Here is a 16,969-nt window from a genome sequence, read left to right as displayed (position 1 = left end):
ATAGCACACTCGAAGATTCTCTTTTTCTCCAAGCTTTTTTACTAATTTTCTAATGGATTCCGGAGTGTTAGGAATCATTCCCCAATACCTTGGCTCATCTCGACCCTCATCTGCAATGGCAACGGCAATTTTTTCTTTTGAAACGTCTAAACCTACATATTTTATGGTATCCTTCATAATAACTAGCTCCTTCCGTAATGTAGCTCTGATTTGGTTTGCTTTTCCAGTAAACAGTGTAACCAAATTAACCTACGGTGTTACGAGTAAGGAGCTAGTTTCGTTCATGATAACTTAAAGTGAACAGGTGCGATGCTTGAATATCTGTGCAACTTGGATATTCAAGAACGATTGATCTTCCATTAAAGGGCGCTTTAATGGAGCAACGAAAAAAGCCTAATTTCTCAACTTAATGCTGAGAAATTAGGCTTTTTAATATAAAAATTTCTTTAACGTTGTAAATCCGCAAATTCCTGACTCTACTCTTGCAGAAAGTTTCTCAACAGCCTACGGTTTAATTAATCTTTATTTCTTTTTAGCTTCCATGCAATCCATACTAATGCAACCGCACTAATAAAAGTCATTAACGGCTCTATTCGATGGAAGAATAAAAGAGTTTCATGTACGATTATATTATCAAACAAAGATGTCCACCACCCTTTAAAAGTTAATAAGTGGATGTATACCAATAATTATTTGAACCGACGCGCAAATAGAGCCATTGGGTTGACGTTTCACTATCTGGACCGGTACTTACCTTAAACTTTACTCCGCCATATGCGCTATAGTCGATAGTTTCTCTACTTCTAAAAACACCTTGATCTAAAATATCAAAGTCACCATCAAACCAAAGTCTAACTCCATATACTCTTTGAAGATGATCGTAAGCACCATCGTATAAACAGAAGTCTGCACTATACTCAGCGCCGTATCTGCCCCAAACCTCTTTTTGTACATTGATTCCATTAACACATCTATAACCACTTCCCGATGACCAACTACCTCCACTTATCACACTTGCCATGGTTGAAAACTCAGGTTCTTCAGCTTTCTCTAATTCTTCAAGTTCAGTATTTGTTAAAGGGGTAAATGGATTGTTAATAACATTACCATCCTCGTCATAAAAGGTAGCATCACTAAAATCCACCTTTTCTTCAATCACTGAACCATCAGGGAAAGTAGTAATTGTAGTATATTTATCTATTTGTTTCTTTATTCCAAGGTGTCGCTTCTTCGGATTCTCTGAATCAAAAAGTTCCCCTTTTTTCCTTTTCTCAATTAATTTGTTTGCTACATCAGAATCCTTATATTTTTCTTTAATACTTTTTATCATCTCTTTTTCAGTCAATTTTACAGTTTTTACATCAGATTTAACAGTCTCGTTGGTCTCATTTTCAGCTGCAGCACTATATAACAAAAGTTTCCCAACTAAACCAGCTAATAGAAGTTTCTCAGTTATTCAAGAAAAGAGCGCTTTAATTAAACAAACAGCTAAAAGGATCTTCCAACTGAAGATCCTTTTTCATTGCCGATAAGAATAATTATGTTAACTAGATTTGTATCGAGTATTCATTAGGAATTTTGGGATCTTGTTCACCTAGAACCAGCAACTGAACGACGAAGTGCAATTTTGGTAAAAAAAGGAATTACTAATCAAAAGAACTAAAAAACTTACCTAAGTTACACTTGGCAGGTTTAAAAAGCAATGGATAGTAATAAGAATTTATACTAAGGGAGTTGATGTATTGGTTAGAAGATCTGAAGTAGAAAATTATTTTAAGGATAGAATAGGTGATGTTTTTCTGCTTTTTCAATGTGGGGTATATCATTTTCCTGGCGAAGAACTATTTCATCTTGACTTTGCTAGAAAAAATATCATTTATGAAGGTGAAAAAATTGAAGGGTGAGCTTAATAATTGTCGGCTCACCCTTTTTAAATTAATTTGCACTTTTTAAAAGTCCTAATTTAACTAGGTCCGTTCCTAATTTGTTGCTTCTGTTTGCTACTTTCCAGTTTTGTGTTTCATTGTCATTAGCTTAGACGCCGCAGTTTTCATATCTTCTGAGACATCGACTCCATCCGCTTCTACATGCCGGTAGTTGTCCATAATAAAGAGGATGCTGTATCCTGGCCCGTATCCCACCTCTAGAATAGAGTCTCTGCGCTTTATATTGAGCTTCCTAATAGTCCATTTATTAATCTTGCGGTTTTCAAAATACATAATTTTACCTGCAAGTTTCCCCAAAATTCCTTCAGGTTTTTCAAATTGTTTTGCCAAAAGTTCAAACATATTTCTCACCTCGTTGCGTAATACTTATATTTAGTCTATTTTTACTTGTTCTAAACCTCTTTCTGCTAGGTATAAGCGGATAAATATTTTTTTTGTGGAAAAGGTACTAATATGAAAAGAATTGGAGGAAGTCCGATGATTTACGGCGAGGAACAATATCGAAATGACCTAAACCGCTATATTGGCAATATAGATGAGCAGCTCCATTCACTTTCCAAAACGCTTGAGGACTTCAACTGCTGTATTTTATCCGATTTTGAAAGATTGCAAAAAATGGTGACGGAAGCCCATAACATTGCTTCAACCTATTATTTGCAGTCGTACCTATCTCCATATACGAAGGAATATTCAAACCTATCCCTGGCAGCTCAGCATCTATCGGAAAAAAAGCATGGGGGGCTTATTGTTGTCGAGAGAAGGCAGCCGCTTGATGAATATCTGCACAATGGTACGCCAATCGGGGCAAAGGTCAGCCATACCTTGCTCGAAACCATTTTTTATCCGGGAAACCCTCTTCATGATGGCGGAACCCTCGTTAAGGAAGATATGATTATTTCGGCAGGCAACATTTTGCCTCTTGCCAGGAAAACCATAGAGGGGAAAAAACTCGGGACAAGGCATAGAGCCGCATTGGGAATCACGGAGAAAACGGATGCCGTTGTCATTATTGTTTCCGAAGAAACCGGCCGAATTTCATTTGCGGTGGACGGACAGCTTTATACAGTCAGAACATGAAGAATCCCCCTGAAACTGGGGGATTTTTGCTTACTTTTTATTTACTTGTTTTCCGCTTTTCTTCTGGCTTTGAGAGCTATCATTCCCTGCCTGAAACTCGCTTCCAAGCTCGATATCATTTCTTTTGTCTTGCTTTTCAAGTTGTGTCCTCGTTTGGTTTTTATTTTGTCTGCCTTGTTTTGACATGCAAAGCCCTCCCTTTAATAGTAGTTAACAGTTTTAATATGCTCAGCCTAAACCAAATAGATGAGTGTCTTCTGTAAGAAATTTCAGGAAAGTTTTCTGACTCTTGCTGTAATTGGATTTTCTGTTTTAATTGAATTAAACTACCATTATCCGAAGGAAAGAATTATTGTCGGCTAAAGAGAGAGGTGAAAGGGATGTGCGGGCGTTTTACGCTGACTGAAGCAATTCATAAGCTGCAGATGGCATTTGAATTTACATATTCGGGCGGAGAAATTGTACCCAGGTATAATATTGCACCAAGTCAAAATATATTGACGGTTGTTGGAAATGGCAATGAACGGATGGGCAGGCAGATGAAGTGGGGGCTGGTGCCATTTTGGGCCAAGGATGTGAAGGTTGGCTATAAAATGATTAATGCACGAGCTGAAGGCATTGACTCAAAACCCAGCTTTAAAACACCCTTCAAAAGAAATAGGTGTTTAATCCTCGCTGACGGTTTTTATGAATGGAAGAAAACAGACGAAGGAAAACAGCCGTACAGATTTATTATGAAGGATGAAGAGCCATTTGCTTTTGCAGGTATTTGGGATACGTGGCTTAAAGGGAATTCTCCATTAGTAAGCTGTACAATTATTACTACTGATCCTAACAAATTAACAGAGCAAGTACACGATCGGATGCCAGTTATTTTGCAAGAAAGAGATTTTGAGGACTGGCTTAATCCCAATTTTGAAGATACAGATTTCCTGAAGTCTTTGCTCGTGCCATTCCCTGCTGGAAAAATGGATATGTATCCAGTATCAGCGAAAGTTAACTCTCCAAAAAATGAGCAGGCAGAACTGATTTCCCCTCTGAATAGCTTATAAAGAAAAAAAGGGCGCCTAATGGCGTCCTTTCTTATCCCCTGCTTACAAACATCGGAAGGTCTGTATGCCCCATTTCTCTTACATAGACAAATAAATTGCCTTTATGATGGATTTCGTGATCCATAGCAATCTGAAGAAGTTCGCTTCCGGTTAGCTCAATCCCAAATATCTGTGTCATATCAATGCTTCTATTCAATTCTTCATTTGTCAGGGAAGAAATCAAATCTATAGACTTTTCTGTATAGGCAGCAGCAGCTTCCGAGAGGTTATGAGGAAGATCATCAAACTTTTCTCCAAAAACACTTGCGTTGCCGACTTTTACTGTTTTTGTAAACATGTAAAAAGAAGTGAGCATATGTGTTACTAGCTTCCCGGCAGGCATGCTGGTTTCAGTTGGTTTGTAATCATAATTATTTTCATCAATTTTGCTGATAAGCTCATTTGTTACCTTTCGATGTGATAAAAAATAGTTTAAAAGTTTTTGAGATCTATCCATTCTTGTTCCCTCCTAAATTGTTTAATCCGTATTACAATTTCAACTTCAATTCCTTAAAATCCTACCTGTAATTTTTCTTTTTTAAAATTATCTCTGATAATTTCCGCTCCAATCAACAGGGTGCTAAAATCCAATAAGCTTTAAAACAGCCTTGAATTAAAATAATTCCACCCTTTATACGATACGATAAAAAAGATTATTTCAGTACATTAATTGGCAGGGATTCCATGAAAAAATGTGGAATAAATTAACAGGGGCAAGAATCTCTGTAATATAGACAGAGCTTCAATAAAAGGGGGGAGATTCAAGCATGGGAAGAAAGAAAAAGAAAAGCCATGTGCCATTTAGGGTTAATTTGTTATTCTTTGTGATTTTTATTTTATTTTCATTGCTTATTTTAAGGCTTGGAGTTGTTCAGATTGTTAATGGGGAGACATATAAAAACGAGGTTAATCGAACCGAAGACGTAATTGTTTCCAAGCCTGTTCCAAGAGGAAGGATGCTGGACAGAAACCATCATGTAATCGTCGATAATATTCCAAAGAGTGCGATCACGTATACCAACCGAAATGCCAAGCAGGAAGAAATTCTGGAGGTGGCTGAACGGCTGGCTGTGCTGATTGATAAAAATCCAGACAAAGTAAGGGAAAGGGATAAGAAGGATTTTTGGATCATGAAAAATCCTGAGGAGGTAAAAGAAAAAATTACTGAAAAGGAATGGGAGCTTTTTAACAATAAAAAACTTACGGATAAACAAATCTATGAGATGCAGCTTAAGAGAATTAACGAAGACGATCTTAAGCAGCTTACTGATCAGGATCTTGAAGTATTAGCAATCTATAGGGAGTTTACAAGCGGATATGCCATGACTCCGCAAATTGTAAAAAATGAAGGCGTAACTCCTGAAGAATATGCTGCTGTAAGCGAGCATCTTCAATATTTGCCGGGAGTAACTACGACAACTGATTGGGATCGTACATATGCTTTCGGGAACACACTTCAGACGGTTCTCGGAAAAGTGACAGATTCTGAAGAGGGTCTGCCGCAGGAACGATTGGATTACTTTCTTTCAAGAGATTATAGCAGAAATGAACGTGTAGGAAAAAGCTATCTTGAAATGCAATATGAAGACGTATTGCATGGCCAAAAATCCAAAGAAAGGCTGATCACCAAAAAGGGTGAAATTCTTGGAAGCGAACTGGTTTCGGAAGGGCAAAGGGGAAAAGATCTTGTTCTTACAATAGATATGGATCTCCAGCGGGTAGTCGAGAAGGTTTTGGAGGAAGAAATTTGGGCTGCCAAACGGACTCGAGGCACCTATTTAATGGATCGTGCATTTGTGGTTTTAATGGACCCCCATACAGGTGAGGTCCTGACAATGGCAGGAAAAATGATCGGTAAAGATGATAAAGGCAAAACGGTGCTCCAGGATTATGCGCTCGGCACCATCGCATCCTCTTATAATGTTGGATCATCGGTTAAGGGTGCAACAGTGCTAACAGGTTATAAAACAGGAGCCATTACGCCTGGAACCACTTTTTTGGATGCTCCCATGAAAATTGCAGGAACGCCGCAAGTGAAAAAGTCATGGTTTAACTTTCAAGCTGTTATGAACGAAACAAGGGCTTTACGAATTTCCTCCAACGTCTATATGTTCAAAACAGCTGTAGAAATTGCAGATGCAAGATACGCTTACGATCAGCCTCTCGGGTTTAAAAATCCAAGAGCATTTGAAGATATGAGAGAGTCCTTTGGCCAGTTTGGCCTTGGGGTCCGGACAGGCATCGACTTGCCCAATGAATCAATAGGCTATGAGGGACCCCAGCGCTTGCCGGGATTCCTATTAGACCTTGCAATTGGCCAGTATGATACTTATACTCCAATGCAAATGGCCCAATATATTTCAACCATTGCTAATGGTGGCTACCGAATCCAGCCGCGTCTTGTTAAAGAAATTCGTGAACCTTCCAAGCAGCAAAACGAATTAGGGCCAGTTTGGAAGGATATCCAGCCAACGGTCTTGAACACAATTGATGTAAGCGAAAGAGAACTTAACACTGTCAAAGAGGGGTTAAGACAGGTTATGCAGCACCCGGAAGGAACAGCTTATAGAAGGTTTGCTGATGCTCCTTATTCTCCTGCAGGCAAAACAGGGACAGCGGAGGCATTTTATGACGGCCCTCTTAGAAAAAAAGGTGACCCTATAATTGACGTTATGAATTTAAGCCTGGTTGCCTATGCACCGCATAATAACCCTGAAATAGCCATGTCTGTCATTGTCCCATGGGCATATCAGGGAAGAAGCGGGCATACAGCCAATTATGAAATCGGAAGAAGGGTTTTGGACACATATTTTGAATTAAAAAAGCAGCGGATGTCCGGTGAAAAACATCAGCAGTAAGCAGAAGAATCGGATCATAATGCCAAAACAGAAGAATCTTAATCCTGGAGATTTCCTGTAGTACAGAAGGGCTCCAGGGTTAGAATGAGGGAAACCATGGAGATTTATCTTAAGAATGGCTTACCCATATGAAAAGGCAAGAGACCATGGCAGGGCGCCGGTTCTTTGATAACATAGAAAACCCCTTCCTTATTGGGAAGGGGTTTTCTTGTACATTAGTTTATTTTTAATAGCTTTTAATTTTTCTTTTAGCAGAAACTGCTTTTCGTCTTTTCCAAAAATCTTCCGGTTAACAAGAAACTGAATCGTTTCTTCCAAAACTGCCAGGATGATAATAGGGATGGAGATTGCCAGAATCCAAAACCACATGCTCCTGCTCCTTTCGTCCGTCAGCATACTATACATATTTATTCAAATAGTCAAAGTAAATGAATTAATTAGTATAAAAGATCTAATAAAGTGCATATCAAATTAACTGAATATCAGCAAGGAGAATTTGCTTGATTATATCATCGCTGCATTTGTAGTAGTCATTGAACAGACGTCCAATTTCTTTAATGAATGTTAAATATTCCATTTCCTTAATCATCTATCAAGCTCCCATTCTAGTTGTTTTTTAATTTATTTAACCCATTTTGCAGGAATGTAAACAGGCTCTCCGGAAAAGATTGGCATTATAAGCAGGAGTATGAGTATATAGGGGAAGTCTAGGGAACAAAATTTAAGAAGGAGGTCGTACATGAAAACAATCAATGTCGACTTTAAAAAAAGGTATTAATCATTTTGGATAGAATTTACATATAGAAAAAAGAGTGGGGAGGGGTTATGGATGAAGCAAAAACTCCTAAGAGTTGGAACAGCCTACATACCTGTTGCAAACGTAAATGATTCTTTAAAGTGGTATACAGAAAAACTTGGAGCCATTGAGAGCTATAAAGATGAAAAGGGAAAAATGGCGATTATCAATTTAGCAAGCCAAAGCTTCTTTTTGGTTCAGTCTGCAGAAAATGAGAGCATGAATTTTATTGACTCAGACGGGAAAGAACGTTTTTCTCTTACATTTGAAGTTGATGGGCAATGTGAACTGGAACATCTCCATGAGGATCTTTCTGGCATGGGTGTAAAAGTAGGAGAGATTGAAGACCGTGGGCATCCTGGCCGTAATTTTGTTTTTTCAGACCCGGACGGCAATCTTTTTGATGTTTGGAGTGAATTAAGCCCCAGCTTTAAAAAAATATATATCGATTCCTGACGAAGAAGAAGAGTTGTTCGATCTGATCTTCTTCTTGCTTGGAAACGCGGGTCGCCTCTTCGAGCTTTTTCAAGTCTCATCTCCGAAGGGGCTTAACATCGTCTGATAGGCTGATACCATTTCTTTGGCTCCCGCTAAGTAGGACCATGTGCTAAAGACTTCGCCATAATTCATTGGTTCATCCTTTTGATCCCGCTTAAAATACCGATCACATACCTCCTAAAGAAATTTATCGTTGTGCCAGCTTCCTAAAAATGCACAGCTATAGCAAGCCATGATTGGAAAGTACCATGGGTGTCAAATCATTCAATAAGATTGAAAAGGTTAGTTTATAGGCATTTGTGGTAAATACCAATAAAAAGTGAGGAGATGAAGTCATGGAACATACAAAAAAGCCATACTATATAGATATTGAAAATGCTCAAATATATCCGGCGCCGGATGAAGCTGCTGAATGGCAGTTTAAAATTTATGCGGATGACAGAGAAATAGCCAAAATAGCTGATTACATCAGGGAAAATTATGATGCGGATATGAAAACATTTCAGCTGGCACATGTACCTTTGGTGGAAAATAAGGAAGAAACTCAAAATGATAAATATGATGCCACAATGGAAGAAATATATCGGATGATATATGATCTGGGGGATAGTGACACCCGGACTAATATTAAAGAGATGGGCATATTAAGAAGGTAATATTTTATTTTAGAAAGAATGCGGCTGTTTTGCCGCATTTTTTTCATTAAGCTGTGTTAAATTATAATGTTGATTTTGGCACCCTGTTGATTGGAGCGGAAGGCGCGAGATCCTCGGAAATGCATTTGCATTTCCTTCGTGCGGTGTTAACTCGGGGAAGCTTATTCAAAGTCCTGCGGGAGAAGCGAGTCAAAGGGAGACCCCACAGGCGCGAATGCGCCGAGGAGCGTCGGACCGCCCGCGGAAAGCGAGCGCCTGGAGCGGAAATCAACAGGCAAATTTAACAGAGCCTTTCATTAAGGGGCTTTTCAAGTATTTGAGGCGGTACAAAATACTTGAAATAGGTGTTTTAACTGCCAGGTTTGGTTACCAAAGCTGGAAACAAATTTATCAGCTAAAGAAACCGTTTTTATTAAGGAGAATCGGGATAAAACGAAAATGGGGATGATTACACCAAAAAAAGAACCATCTTTTCCATCTGAATCAGAAAAGCGGTTCCTATATTTGCATCTATATAATTTATCTTTCTTAGTCTTCGTTTTCCTTGTTTGCATATCTGTATAGGCAAACGGGCTGCGATTCAAAACAGGATTTCTTTTTCCCTCGCGGACTGCTTTATCACGCATTTTTTTTGCCGCTGATTTAGCCATACTAATATCTCCTTTTATAAAGTTTACGTATATTTTACCATATGTGAAAGTACACCTTGATGATTTAAGCTGGAGGAATCACATTTGTTACGAGCAGGACAAAGAAAACTAATCCAATTAGGAGAAAGATAGCTGAAGCCAAGACCACAAAATTCGGCCTGAAACGAAACTCCTCCCTCTCTGTTAATAACCCTGTCCGGGCGCTTAATGTACTATCAATAAACTTTGTTACCATCCCTCCGCTCCCTGAGAACCAAACTGTTAAAGCTGTAAAAGCCACTCCCGCAAAAAACATAATTTCGATAAACCGAATGGATAAAGCAGAAGATATTAAGAGCGTAACCAATGTTTCCACCAATAAAGCAACTAGAAGTAAAGTTAGATTTCTTTTCATCATTCAGCCTCCTCTCCATGATTACGGATAAGTATTATAAATGGTTTCATTTAAGGCCTTTAAAAGGGTCTTTTTTTTCATTATATTGCAACTTTTCCAACATCCTGCTCCAAAGAGAGGGGAGTCGGAGACCCCACAGTCGAAGTCGGCGAGGCCCGCATTCATCCCCGCGGGAAAGCTTGAGTGCCCGCAGTGGAAATCAACGGGCAAAATTAATAAGAAAAATCAACAATTATGAGAAAAGTTCCTTTAATAAAGATAGGGGAATTTCCCTCTCCAAATGGGGAAGTTCCCCGATATGGTAAACTTCCTCCTGCTTTTACAATAAAACTAAGGTAATTGTTTGTGAATGAGGAGGAGTTAATATGCAGGCAAAGACTGCAGTCAATCAAAAGGCAGGAAATACAATAAACAATGCGTTTGCATCCCATTTTGCCAAGTCTATGTTTTTATCTGTAACGGCACTTGCAATCTTATCTTTTATTGGAACAAGAATGTTTACACACGTGGATTTGAATCTTTATGGATATATGGCTGGAACACTCGTGTTTCTCGGAGGATTCTTCTATCGATTTATCTCCTGGGGGGAACGTCCGCCAACAAAGGTCATCCTAAAAAAAGGACTGAAGTTAATATTCAGGAAATCAACTCCAAAAACTTCAATGGAACATCTTGCTACTTACAATTTTATCTGGAATAGGGGAATTTACCGATGGATCCAGCACGTGTTAATCGGCTGGGGATGCATTCTATCCTGCTTCGTTACTTTCCCTCTCGTTTTCGGGTGGATGTACTTTACGATGGATGATAATGGCTACTACAACATCATTGCAATGGGGATGAAGGTGATGACTGTCCCTGCAGACGGCATCATCGCAAACCTGTCATATAACGCGCTGAATATAACTGCCGTAATGGTAATTGCCGGAGTTTGTATGGCGCTATACCGCCGCCTGAAAAATATGCAGGCAAAAGCGGAACAGAAATTTCTGTATGATTTCATGCCTTTATACATGCTTCTCCTAGTCAGTGTTACAGGACTGGCATTAACATTTATGAATGTATTCTTACATGGTGCGGGACAGCCTGCAATGTCCTTGATTCATCAATGGTCAGTCATTATTACACTAATTTACCTGCCATTCGGTAAACTTGCCCATATCCCATTCCGTCCAATGAGTGTTCTGGCAAGAAACTACAGAGAGCATTATGCGGAGCAAGGCATGAAGAAGTGCAAAATTTGCGGTGATCAGTTTGTTTCAGCTGAACAATCCAAAGATGTCGTCGATGTGCTTGGAGTGAACGATATCCAATTTAAGACGAAGGAAGGGCACCATCTTGCGGAAATGTGCCTTCCTTGCCGAAGAAAATACCGGATTGCTCAATTTTCCGGATTCCCTACCCATGAAGTGAAGGTCAAGGAGGCAAACCAGAATGCAAAGGGATAAGTTTTTTAAAGAAATCGAGAATTTAAACCATCCAAATGAAAAATTAATTAAAACACATTGCAGCTATTGCGGCATGCAATGCGGAATGAACTTGAGGGTTAATACACAGACAAATAAAATCATCGGGGTTGAACCTCGATATGATTGGCCTGTTACAGTCGGAAAAATGTGTCCTAAAGGCGTTACTGCCTATCAGCAGACCAACCACAAAGATCGCCTGTTAAAACCTCTGATACGTGATGATGCTTCACTGAAAGGAACGGCTAAAGGTTTCCGTGAAGCAAGCTGGGATGAGGCGTATGACCTGATTGCCAGAAAGTTTGCCGAGCTGCAAATGGAATATGGCAAAGATACTCTATCAGTATTCAGCGGTGTATCCATGACAAATGAAAAATGCTATTTAACTGGCAAATTTGCCCGTGTTGCCCTTGGAACCCGCTACATCGATTATAATGGCCGTTTTTGTATGTCGAGTGCTGCCGGCGGCTTCCTCCGTTCTTTTGGAGTGGATCGGGGTTCAACACTTCCATGGACGGATATCCATGAAACAGATTGCTTGTTTATCGCAGGAAGCAACACGGCTGAATGCCATCCAACTTCTATGTTCCGCATCTGGAACGTTCAGGAAAGAGGCGGCTATATCATCGTTGCAGATCCGCGTGAAACACCGATTGCAAGGCGAGCAGACCTTCACCTTGACCTTCAGCCGGGCACAGACCTTGCGCTGGCAAATGGAATTGTCAATCAGTTAATAGAGTTAGGATATATCGATGAAGAGTTTATAAACAAGCATACAAACGGATTTGAAGAAACAAAGGAACTCGTTAAAGAATTTACTCCTGAATACACTAGCATGCTGACTGGCGTTGCACCTGAAAAAATCGTTCGTGCTGCAGAGCTTTACGGCAAGGCGCCAAACGCAGTTGTTATGTTTGCCAGGGGAATAGAACAGCAGCACAAGGGTGTTGATAATGTATCGGGTTACACAAATATGGCACTTTTAACTGGCAAAATTGGCCGTCCGAAATCCGGAGTAGCCACTTTTACAGGGCAGGGAAATGGCCAGGGCGGAAGAGAGCATGGCCAGAAGTCAGATCTTCTGCCTGGATATCGTAAAATCACAAATCCTCAGCATGTTAAAGAAGTATGCCAGGTCTGGGGGATTACACCGGAAGAAATGCCGCAGCCAGGTGTTTCCGCATATGAAATGTTTGAGCTGATGGAAGAGAAAACAATTCGCGGATTGTATCTGCTTTGCTCAAACCCGGCAGTCTCCGCGCCAAATCAAAACTTTGTAAGAAAGGCGCTTAAGAATTTAGATTTCATGGTGTGTTCAGACTTCTACCTTTCTGAATCAGCAGAATTTGCAGATGTCATTCTTCCTGCGGTTACCTGGTCTGAAGATGAAGGAACTGTAACGAACATCGAAGGGCGCATCATAAAGATCAATAAAGCGCAGGAGCCATTAGGGGAATCGAAGCCAGACTGGCAAATTCAAGTTGAATTAGCCGAACGTCTAGGAAAAGGGAAGTATTTCTCCCACCTAAAGACAGCAAGAGATGTTGCCGAGGAATTCAGATTGGCAAGTAAGGGCGGCTATGCCGACTATTATGGAGCCACTTGGGATAAGATCGAGAAGCAGGACGGCGTTTTTTGGCCTTGTAAGGATGAAAATGACAAAGGAACGCCACACATGTTCCTTGATAAGAAATTCTATCATCCGGATGGCAAAGCTAAGATTTGCGCATTGCCATATCGTCCGCCGGCTGAAGAACCATGTGAAAAATACCCGCTCCGCTTAACTACTGGGCGTGTAGTTTACCATTATCTATCAGGCAACCAAACTAGAAGAATTCCTTTCCTGCATGACATGTGCCCTGAACCCTATGTTGAGGTACATCCTGAAACAGCAGCAAAATATAATATGGAACACGAAGAAAGAGTACGCCTGTTTACCAGAAGAGGCGAAGCGATTTATAAAGTTAAAATTACAGAAGCAATCCGAAAGGATACAGTCTTTGTTCCATACCATTTTGGTCACGAAGACTCTATCAATCTATTAACTATTGCAGCGCTTGATCCGATATCCCGGATGCCTGAATTTAAGGCATGTGCCGCACAGCTGGAAAAAGTCGACATAAAGAAGGTGCAATAAATGAAAAAGAGGCTGTACTTGGAACTTGAAAACTGTATAGGATGCCGTTCATGCCTTGCAGCATGTACGCAATGCGGTGGGCACGAGGAACGCAACCGGAACTATGTGTACGATGTAAATCCTCTCGTCAACCGGCAGACAATGCCTCTGATGTGCCTTCACTGCGAAAATCCGGCATGTGCAAGAAGCTGCCCGGCCCAGGCGATCCAAATTCATGAAACTGGGGCTGTATTATCAGCCCTTGTTGAAAAGTGCATTGGGTGTCAAAACTGTACCATTGCGTGTCCGTATGGCATACCTAAGTTTGACACTGAACAGAACTTAATGTACAAATGCGACTTATGTATTGATCGGACAAAAGATGGCATTCCGCCCATGTGTGCAAGTGTTTGTCCGTCTAATACATTGCAGTGGCTGACTGATGAGGAAATAGAAAACAAAAAGAAACAATTCAATCTTGATAATGGGAAATGGGTATCCAGCATGCCATACCTGGAAGGCGAAACAAACGTTAAAGTAAATCTGCCGGGAATCCTGCAGGGTATTACAAAGCTGTATTAGGAGGGATTGGGGATGTCAGGTAAAAATAATAAAATTCCCTTTAATGAAGATAACTACACCCATAATATTGAACGGAACAATGAAAGAAGGCTGGATAGACGGGGATTTATGAAGACGCTGGTAGGGGCTGCAGGCATATTTGCAGTTTCCTCCCTTCCATGGGGTGCGGTCGCTGCAAAAGAATTGATGGGATTGGGTGAAAAAGAATATCCGCATAAGAAAATAACAGATGTAAGCAGGCTGCCCATTGGCGAAGCTGTGGAATTCAAGTTTCCTGGCGATCATGACGATGCCATTTTAATACGATTGTCAGAAAACAAATATGTTGCCTATCAAAATGCATGTACTCATTTGCGCTGTCCGGTATTTTGGGTGAAGGAACAAGGAGAAATGGTTTGTCCCTGTCACCATGGCAAGTTTGATGTTGAAACAGGCGCACCAACTGCCGGACCGCCCAGAAGGCAGCTTCCGGAAATACAGGTAAAAGCAGAGAATGGAGTAATTTATGCAGTGAGGGTGAAACGTTATGAAGCGTAGCTATATCGGCGTCATCATATTGTCCGCTATATTAATGATGAATATAGTGTTTACCCAGTATATGGTTCACCAATATTATTATGAAAACTATGTAAATGTATTAATTTTTGGAGGCTTGAATATTGTTTTATTTCCATTAGCGGTATTCGCTTATAAAAAGACGATTAACATGAGGGCGTGATTAAAATGAACAGTGAAACTTATCTTGACTTTTGTTTTATTAGAGAAGCTTCAGGAAACTTCGCATCAGAAGTTGACCAAATGCTATCTGAATTGTTCAAAGGGATCCGCTTGAACTGGTACTTGGATGAAAAGAATGAAGACGGCATGGATATTGTTGTGGCTGAAGTAAAAGGCATGAGCAAATGGGAGTCGGAAGAGGAAACCATTGATTACATTGAAGATCACGCAGGAGATGATTTCTGGAGTTATTTGCAGGGCTACCAAATGTATGTATATCCTGCAAAGAGAGGATGCGGCAGCTGTGGAAACCATTAAGAAAGAAGATTTAAATGGCTTTGTTCTGCAAAATGTACAGGTGGCGATTCTGGATGAAGAGGGGAATGACAAGGCCCCATTTGTTCCTAAGATCATTCAAAAAACCGGCTTTTGCCCTGATGGAACGCATTTGCGGATTTATTTTGACCATATGAATTTCTTTGCGGTTCCGCTCACCTCCTCTGTGGAGGCAACAGCGAAGGAGTGGACCGCAATTGACCATTCTGCAGGTTTAAAATATGTGATAAAGAAGAGAGCGTGAGCACAATGATAAGAAAAATACAGCTTCCTTTGCAGACGTTAAACTTAATAGCAGGCTTTATGGTTTGGGTATTAATATCCTCCCTTATGCCATTTATTAAGGAAGATATTAATATTCCAGCCGACAAGCTGGCACTCGTAACGGCGGTTCCGGTTATCCTCGGATCTCTGCTCCGTATTCCGCTTGGCTACTATGCCAACCAATTCGGAGCCAGAAAAATATTTATGTTCAGTTTTATCCTGCTGTTATTTCCTGTGTACTACATTAGCATAGCTGATTCCATTTCAGATTTATTGATTGGAGGTTTATTCCTGGGGTTGGGAGGGGCCGTTTTCTCTGTTGGGGTAACATCGCTGCCAAAATATTATCCTAAGGAACGCCACGGCTTCGTAAATGGAATCTATGGTGCAGGGAACCTTGGTACAGCAGTTACCGCTTTTGCAGCACCTGTTGTGGCCACTAAATTTGGCTGGTCTGCAACAGTACAAATATACATGGTAATCCTTGCGATTTTTATTGCTGCTAACTTCTTCCTTGGTGATAAAAAAGAAACAAAAGTTAAAACACCTTTACTTGAACAAATCAAAGGTGTTTATAAAAACGAAAAACTTTGGCTGCTAAGTTTATTTTATTTTATTACATTTGGATCTTTTGTGGCTTTTACTATTTATCTGCCGAACTTCCTTGTAGCACATTTTGAACTGGATAAAGTGGATGCTGGGTTAAGAACTGCAGGATTCATTATTCTTGCAACCGCAATGAGACCAATTGGAGGCTGGCTTGCTGACCGTTTTCATTCTTTGATTTTGCTGATGTTCGTCTTTGGCATTTATACAGTTTCAGCAGTAATCCTTTCATTATCACCATCTATCACATGGTATACCTTCGGTTGCTTAAGCATAGCTTTCTCAGCGGGGATTGGGAATGGTGTCATATTTAAGCTTGTGCCAATGTACTTCCAAAAACAGGCCGGGATCGTTAATGGGATTGTTTCTGCGATGGGTGGTCTGGGCGGATTCTTCCCTCCGTTAATCCTGACGCTATTATTTAATATTACAGGCCACTATGCAATCGGCTTTATGGCATTATCTCAAGTAGCTCTTGCAAGCTTAATTCTTGTTATTTGGATGTATTTCCAAGGGAAAATGGAAATTGCCAGCCAGGTTATTGACCACACAGTTGAGGGGATTCTTGTAACAGACAGGAGCGGGAAAATTATCTCTGTCAACCCTGCTTTTACTGAAATTACTGGCTATCAGAAAGAAGAAGTACTCGGAAAAAACCCAAATATACTTAAATCTGGCAGACAATCTAAAGGTTTTTATCAGGATTTATGGAGATCAATCGAAACAAAAGGGTTTTGGCAAGGCGAAATATGGAACAGCCGCAAAGATGGAGAAGAGTACCTTCAATGGCTGACTATAAGTGCAATTAAGAACGATGCTGGGGATGTTGTTCAATATGCAGGCATGTTCAGCGATATCTCAAGCCATCGAGTTAAACAGGCGAAATAAATGAGCTAAAGAATAGCCAAAAGGAGGA

General features: G+C 40.3%; 21 protein-coding genes and 1 pseudogene. 14 read left to right on the top strand and 8 right to left on the bottom strand.

The window, feature by feature from the left end; genetic code table 11:
• Window positions 1-664 precede the first annotated feature (664 nt).
• The gene (locus L634_RS0103505) at window positions 665-1,414 is read right to left on the bottom strand and encodes a hypothetical protein (RefSeq protein WP_051428190.1); all 750 of its coding nucleotides are present in this window, start codon (window positions 1,412-1,414) and stop codon (window positions 665-667) included.
• Between the two features lie 328 nt (window positions 1,415-1,742).
• Between L634_RS0103505 and L634_RS33245 the strand changes: the two genes are divergently transcribed.
• Window positions 1,743-1,904, top strand: a complete 162-nt coding sequence (locus tag L634_RS33245) for a hypothetical protein (protein ID WP_157452340.1) — start codon at window positions 1,743-1,745, stop codon at window positions 1,902-1,904.
• 96 nt (window positions 1,905-2,000) lie between these two features.
• On the opposite strand, the gene L634_RS30510 is transcribed toward L634_RS33245, so the two are convergent.
• The gene (locus L634_RS30510; protein ID WP_232233693.1) at window positions 2,001-2,288 is read right to left on the bottom strand and encodes a class I SAM-dependent methyltransferase; all 288 of its coding nucleotides are present in this window, start codon (window positions 2,286-2,288) and stop codon (window positions 2,001-2,003) included.
• Between the two features lie 135 nt (window positions 2,289-2,423).
• Here L634_RS30510 and cdaS point away from each other — a divergent pair, with 135 nt between their 5' ends.
• On the top strand, window positions 2,424-3,023 hold the full coding sequence (cdaS, locus tag L634_RS0103490) for a sporulation-specific diadenylate cyclase CdaS (RefSeq protein WP_026581252.1): 600 nt from the start codon (window positions 2,424-2,426) through the stop codon (window positions 3,021-3,023).
• 30 nt (window positions 3,024-3,053) lie between these two features.
• Here cdaS and L634_RS33755 read toward each other — a convergent pair whose 3' ends face one another.
• Window positions 3,054-3,209: a hypothetical protein gene (locus tag L634_RS33755; RefSeq protein WP_198029681.1), complete on the bottom strand. Its 156-nt coding sequence runs from the start codon at window positions 3,207-3,209 to the stop codon at window positions 3,054-3,056.
• 194 nt (window positions 3,210-3,403) lie between these two features.
• Here L634_RS33755 and L634_RS0103480 point away from each other — a divergent pair, with 194 nt between their 5' ends.
• A complete protein-coding gene (locus L634_RS0103480) occupies window positions 3,404-4,075 on the top strand; it encodes an SOS response-associated peptidase (RefSeq protein ID WP_026581251.1) in 672 nt (223 codons plus the stop codon).
• 31 nt (window positions 4,076-4,106) lie between these two features.
• Here L634_RS0103480 and L634_RS0103475 read toward each other — a convergent pair whose 3' ends face one another.
• Window positions 4,107-4,571: a DinB family protein gene (locus tag L634_RS0103475; protein ID WP_026581250.1), complete on the bottom strand. Its 465-nt coding sequence runs from the start codon at window positions 4,569-4,571 to the stop codon at window positions 4,107-4,109.
• Window positions 4,572-4,881: 310 nt separating this feature from the next.
• Here L634_RS0103475 and L634_RS30505 point away from each other — a divergent pair, with 310 nt between their 5' ends.
• On the top strand, window positions 4,882-6,972 hold the full coding sequence (locus tag L634_RS30505; protein WP_034261865.1) for a peptidoglycan D,D-transpeptidase FtsI family protein: 2,091 nt from the start codon (window positions 4,882-4,884) through the stop codon (window positions 6,970-6,972).
• Between the two features lie 189 nt (window positions 6,973-7,161).
• On the opposite strand, the gene L634_RS0103465 is transcribed toward L634_RS30505, so the two are convergent.
• Both L634_RS0103465 and L634_RS34595 read right to left on the bottom strand, forming a co-directional pair.
• A complete protein-coding gene (locus L634_RS0103465) occupies window positions 7,162-7,341 on the bottom strand; it encodes a hypothetical protein (protein ID WP_026581249.1) in 180 nt (59 codons plus the stop codon).
• 97 nt (window positions 7,342-7,438) lie between these two features.
• Complete coding sequence (locus L634_RS34595) at window positions 7,439-7,561, bottom strand: hypothetical protein (protein ID WP_269521423.1); 123 nt, start codon at window positions 7,559-7,561, stop codon at window positions 7,439-7,441.
• Window positions 7,562-7,801: 240 nt separating this feature from the next.
• Between L634_RS34595 and L634_RS0103455 the strand changes: the two genes are divergently transcribed.
• Complete coding sequence (locus tag L634_RS0103455) at window positions 7,802-8,224, top strand: VOC family protein (RefSeq protein ID WP_026581248.1); 423 nt, start codon at window positions 7,802-7,804, stop codon at window positions 8,222-8,224.
• A gap of 377 nt (window positions 8,225-8,601) precedes the next feature.
• A complete protein-coding gene (locus L634_RS0103450; protein WP_026581247.1) occupies window positions 8,602-8,922 on the top strand; it encodes a hypothetical protein in 321 nt (106 codons plus the stop codon).
• Window positions 8,923-9,377: 455 nt separating this feature from the next.
• Here L634_RS0103450 and L634_RS34845 read toward each other — a convergent pair.
• Window positions 9,378-9,572 (bottom strand): annotated as a pseudogene (locus tag L634_RS34845) (hypothetical protein); the annotation flags it as partial.
• 64 nt (window positions 9,573-9,636) lie between these two features.
• A complete protein-coding gene (locus tag L634_RS0103440) occupies window positions 9,637-9,969 on the bottom strand; it encodes a hypothetical protein (protein ID WP_232233692.1) in 333 nt (110 codons plus the stop codon).
• A 362-nt stretch (window positions 9,970-10,331) separates the two neighbouring features.
• Between L634_RS0103440 and L634_RS0103430 the strand changes: the two genes are divergently transcribed.
• Genes L634_RS0103430 through L634_RS0103395 form a run of 8 tightly spaced genes read left to right on the top strand, consistent with a single transcriptional unit; the run spans window position 10,332 to window position 16,941 of the window.
• The gene (locus tag L634_RS0103430) at window positions 10,332-11,414 is read left to right on the top strand and encodes a hypothetical protein (protein ID WP_026581244.1); all 1,083 of its coding nucleotides are present in this window, start codon (window positions 10,332-10,334) and stop codon (window positions 11,412-11,414) included.
• Window positions 11,401-13,569, top strand: a complete 2,169-nt coding sequence (locus L634_RS0103425) for a molybdopterin oxidoreductase family protein (RefSeq protein ID WP_026581243.1) — start codon at window positions 11,401-11,403, stop codon at window positions 13,567-13,569. Before L634_RS0103430 ends, L634_RS0103425 begins: the two co-directional genes overlap by 14 nt.
• Entirely contained in the window at window positions 13,570-14,130 is a 561-nt protein-coding gene (locus tag L634_RS0103420) for a 4Fe-4S dicluster domain-containing protein (RefSeq protein ID WP_026581242.1), read from the top strand. It abuts the gene before it with no gap.
• Window positions 14,131-14,142: 12 nt separating this feature from the next.
• Window positions 14,143-14,667, top strand: coding sequence for a Rieske (2Fe-2S) protein (locus tag L634_RS0103415; protein ID WP_026581241.1), 525 nt, complete (start codon window positions 14,143-14,145; stop codon window positions 14,665-14,667).
• A complete protein-coding gene (locus L634_RS0103410; RefSeq protein WP_026581240.1) occupies window positions 14,657-14,848 on the top strand; it encodes a hypothetical protein in 192 nt (63 codons plus the stop codon). Before L634_RS0103415 ends, L634_RS0103410 begins: the two co-directional genes overlap by 11 nt.
• A gap of 5 nt (window positions 14,849-14,853) precedes the next feature.
• Window positions 14,854-15,165 (top strand): hypothetical protein, encoded by a 312-nt coding sequence (locus L634_RS0103405; protein ID WP_026581239.1) that lies wholly within the window; start codon window positions 14,854-14,856, stop codon window positions 15,163-15,165.
• The gene (locus tag L634_RS0103400) at window positions 15,152-15,427 is read left to right on the top strand and encodes a hypothetical protein (RefSeq protein WP_026581238.1); all 276 of its coding nucleotides are present in this window, start codon (window positions 15,152-15,154) and stop codon (window positions 15,425-15,427) included. The genes L634_RS0103405 and L634_RS0103400 overlap by 14 nt, the downstream gene beginning before the upstream one ends.
• Window positions 15,428-15,432: 5 nt before the next feature.
• On the top strand, window positions 15,433-16,941 hold the full coding sequence (locus tag L634_RS0103395) for a nitrate/nitrite transporter (RefSeq protein ID WP_026581237.1): 1,509 nt from the start codon (window positions 15,433-15,435) through the stop codon (window positions 16,939-16,941).
• The last annotated feature ends 28 nt before the right edge of the window (window positions 16,942-16,969 follow it).

Origin of the sequence: Bacillus sp. J33, from assembly GCF_000518885.1 — a bacterium.
In the GTDB taxonomy this organism is placed as follows: Bacteria; Bacillota; Bacilli; order Bacillales; family Cytobacillaceae; genus Cytobacillus.
Note: the sequence above shows the minus strand (reverse complement) of the source record. Positions and strands in the feature narration are given on the sequence as shown.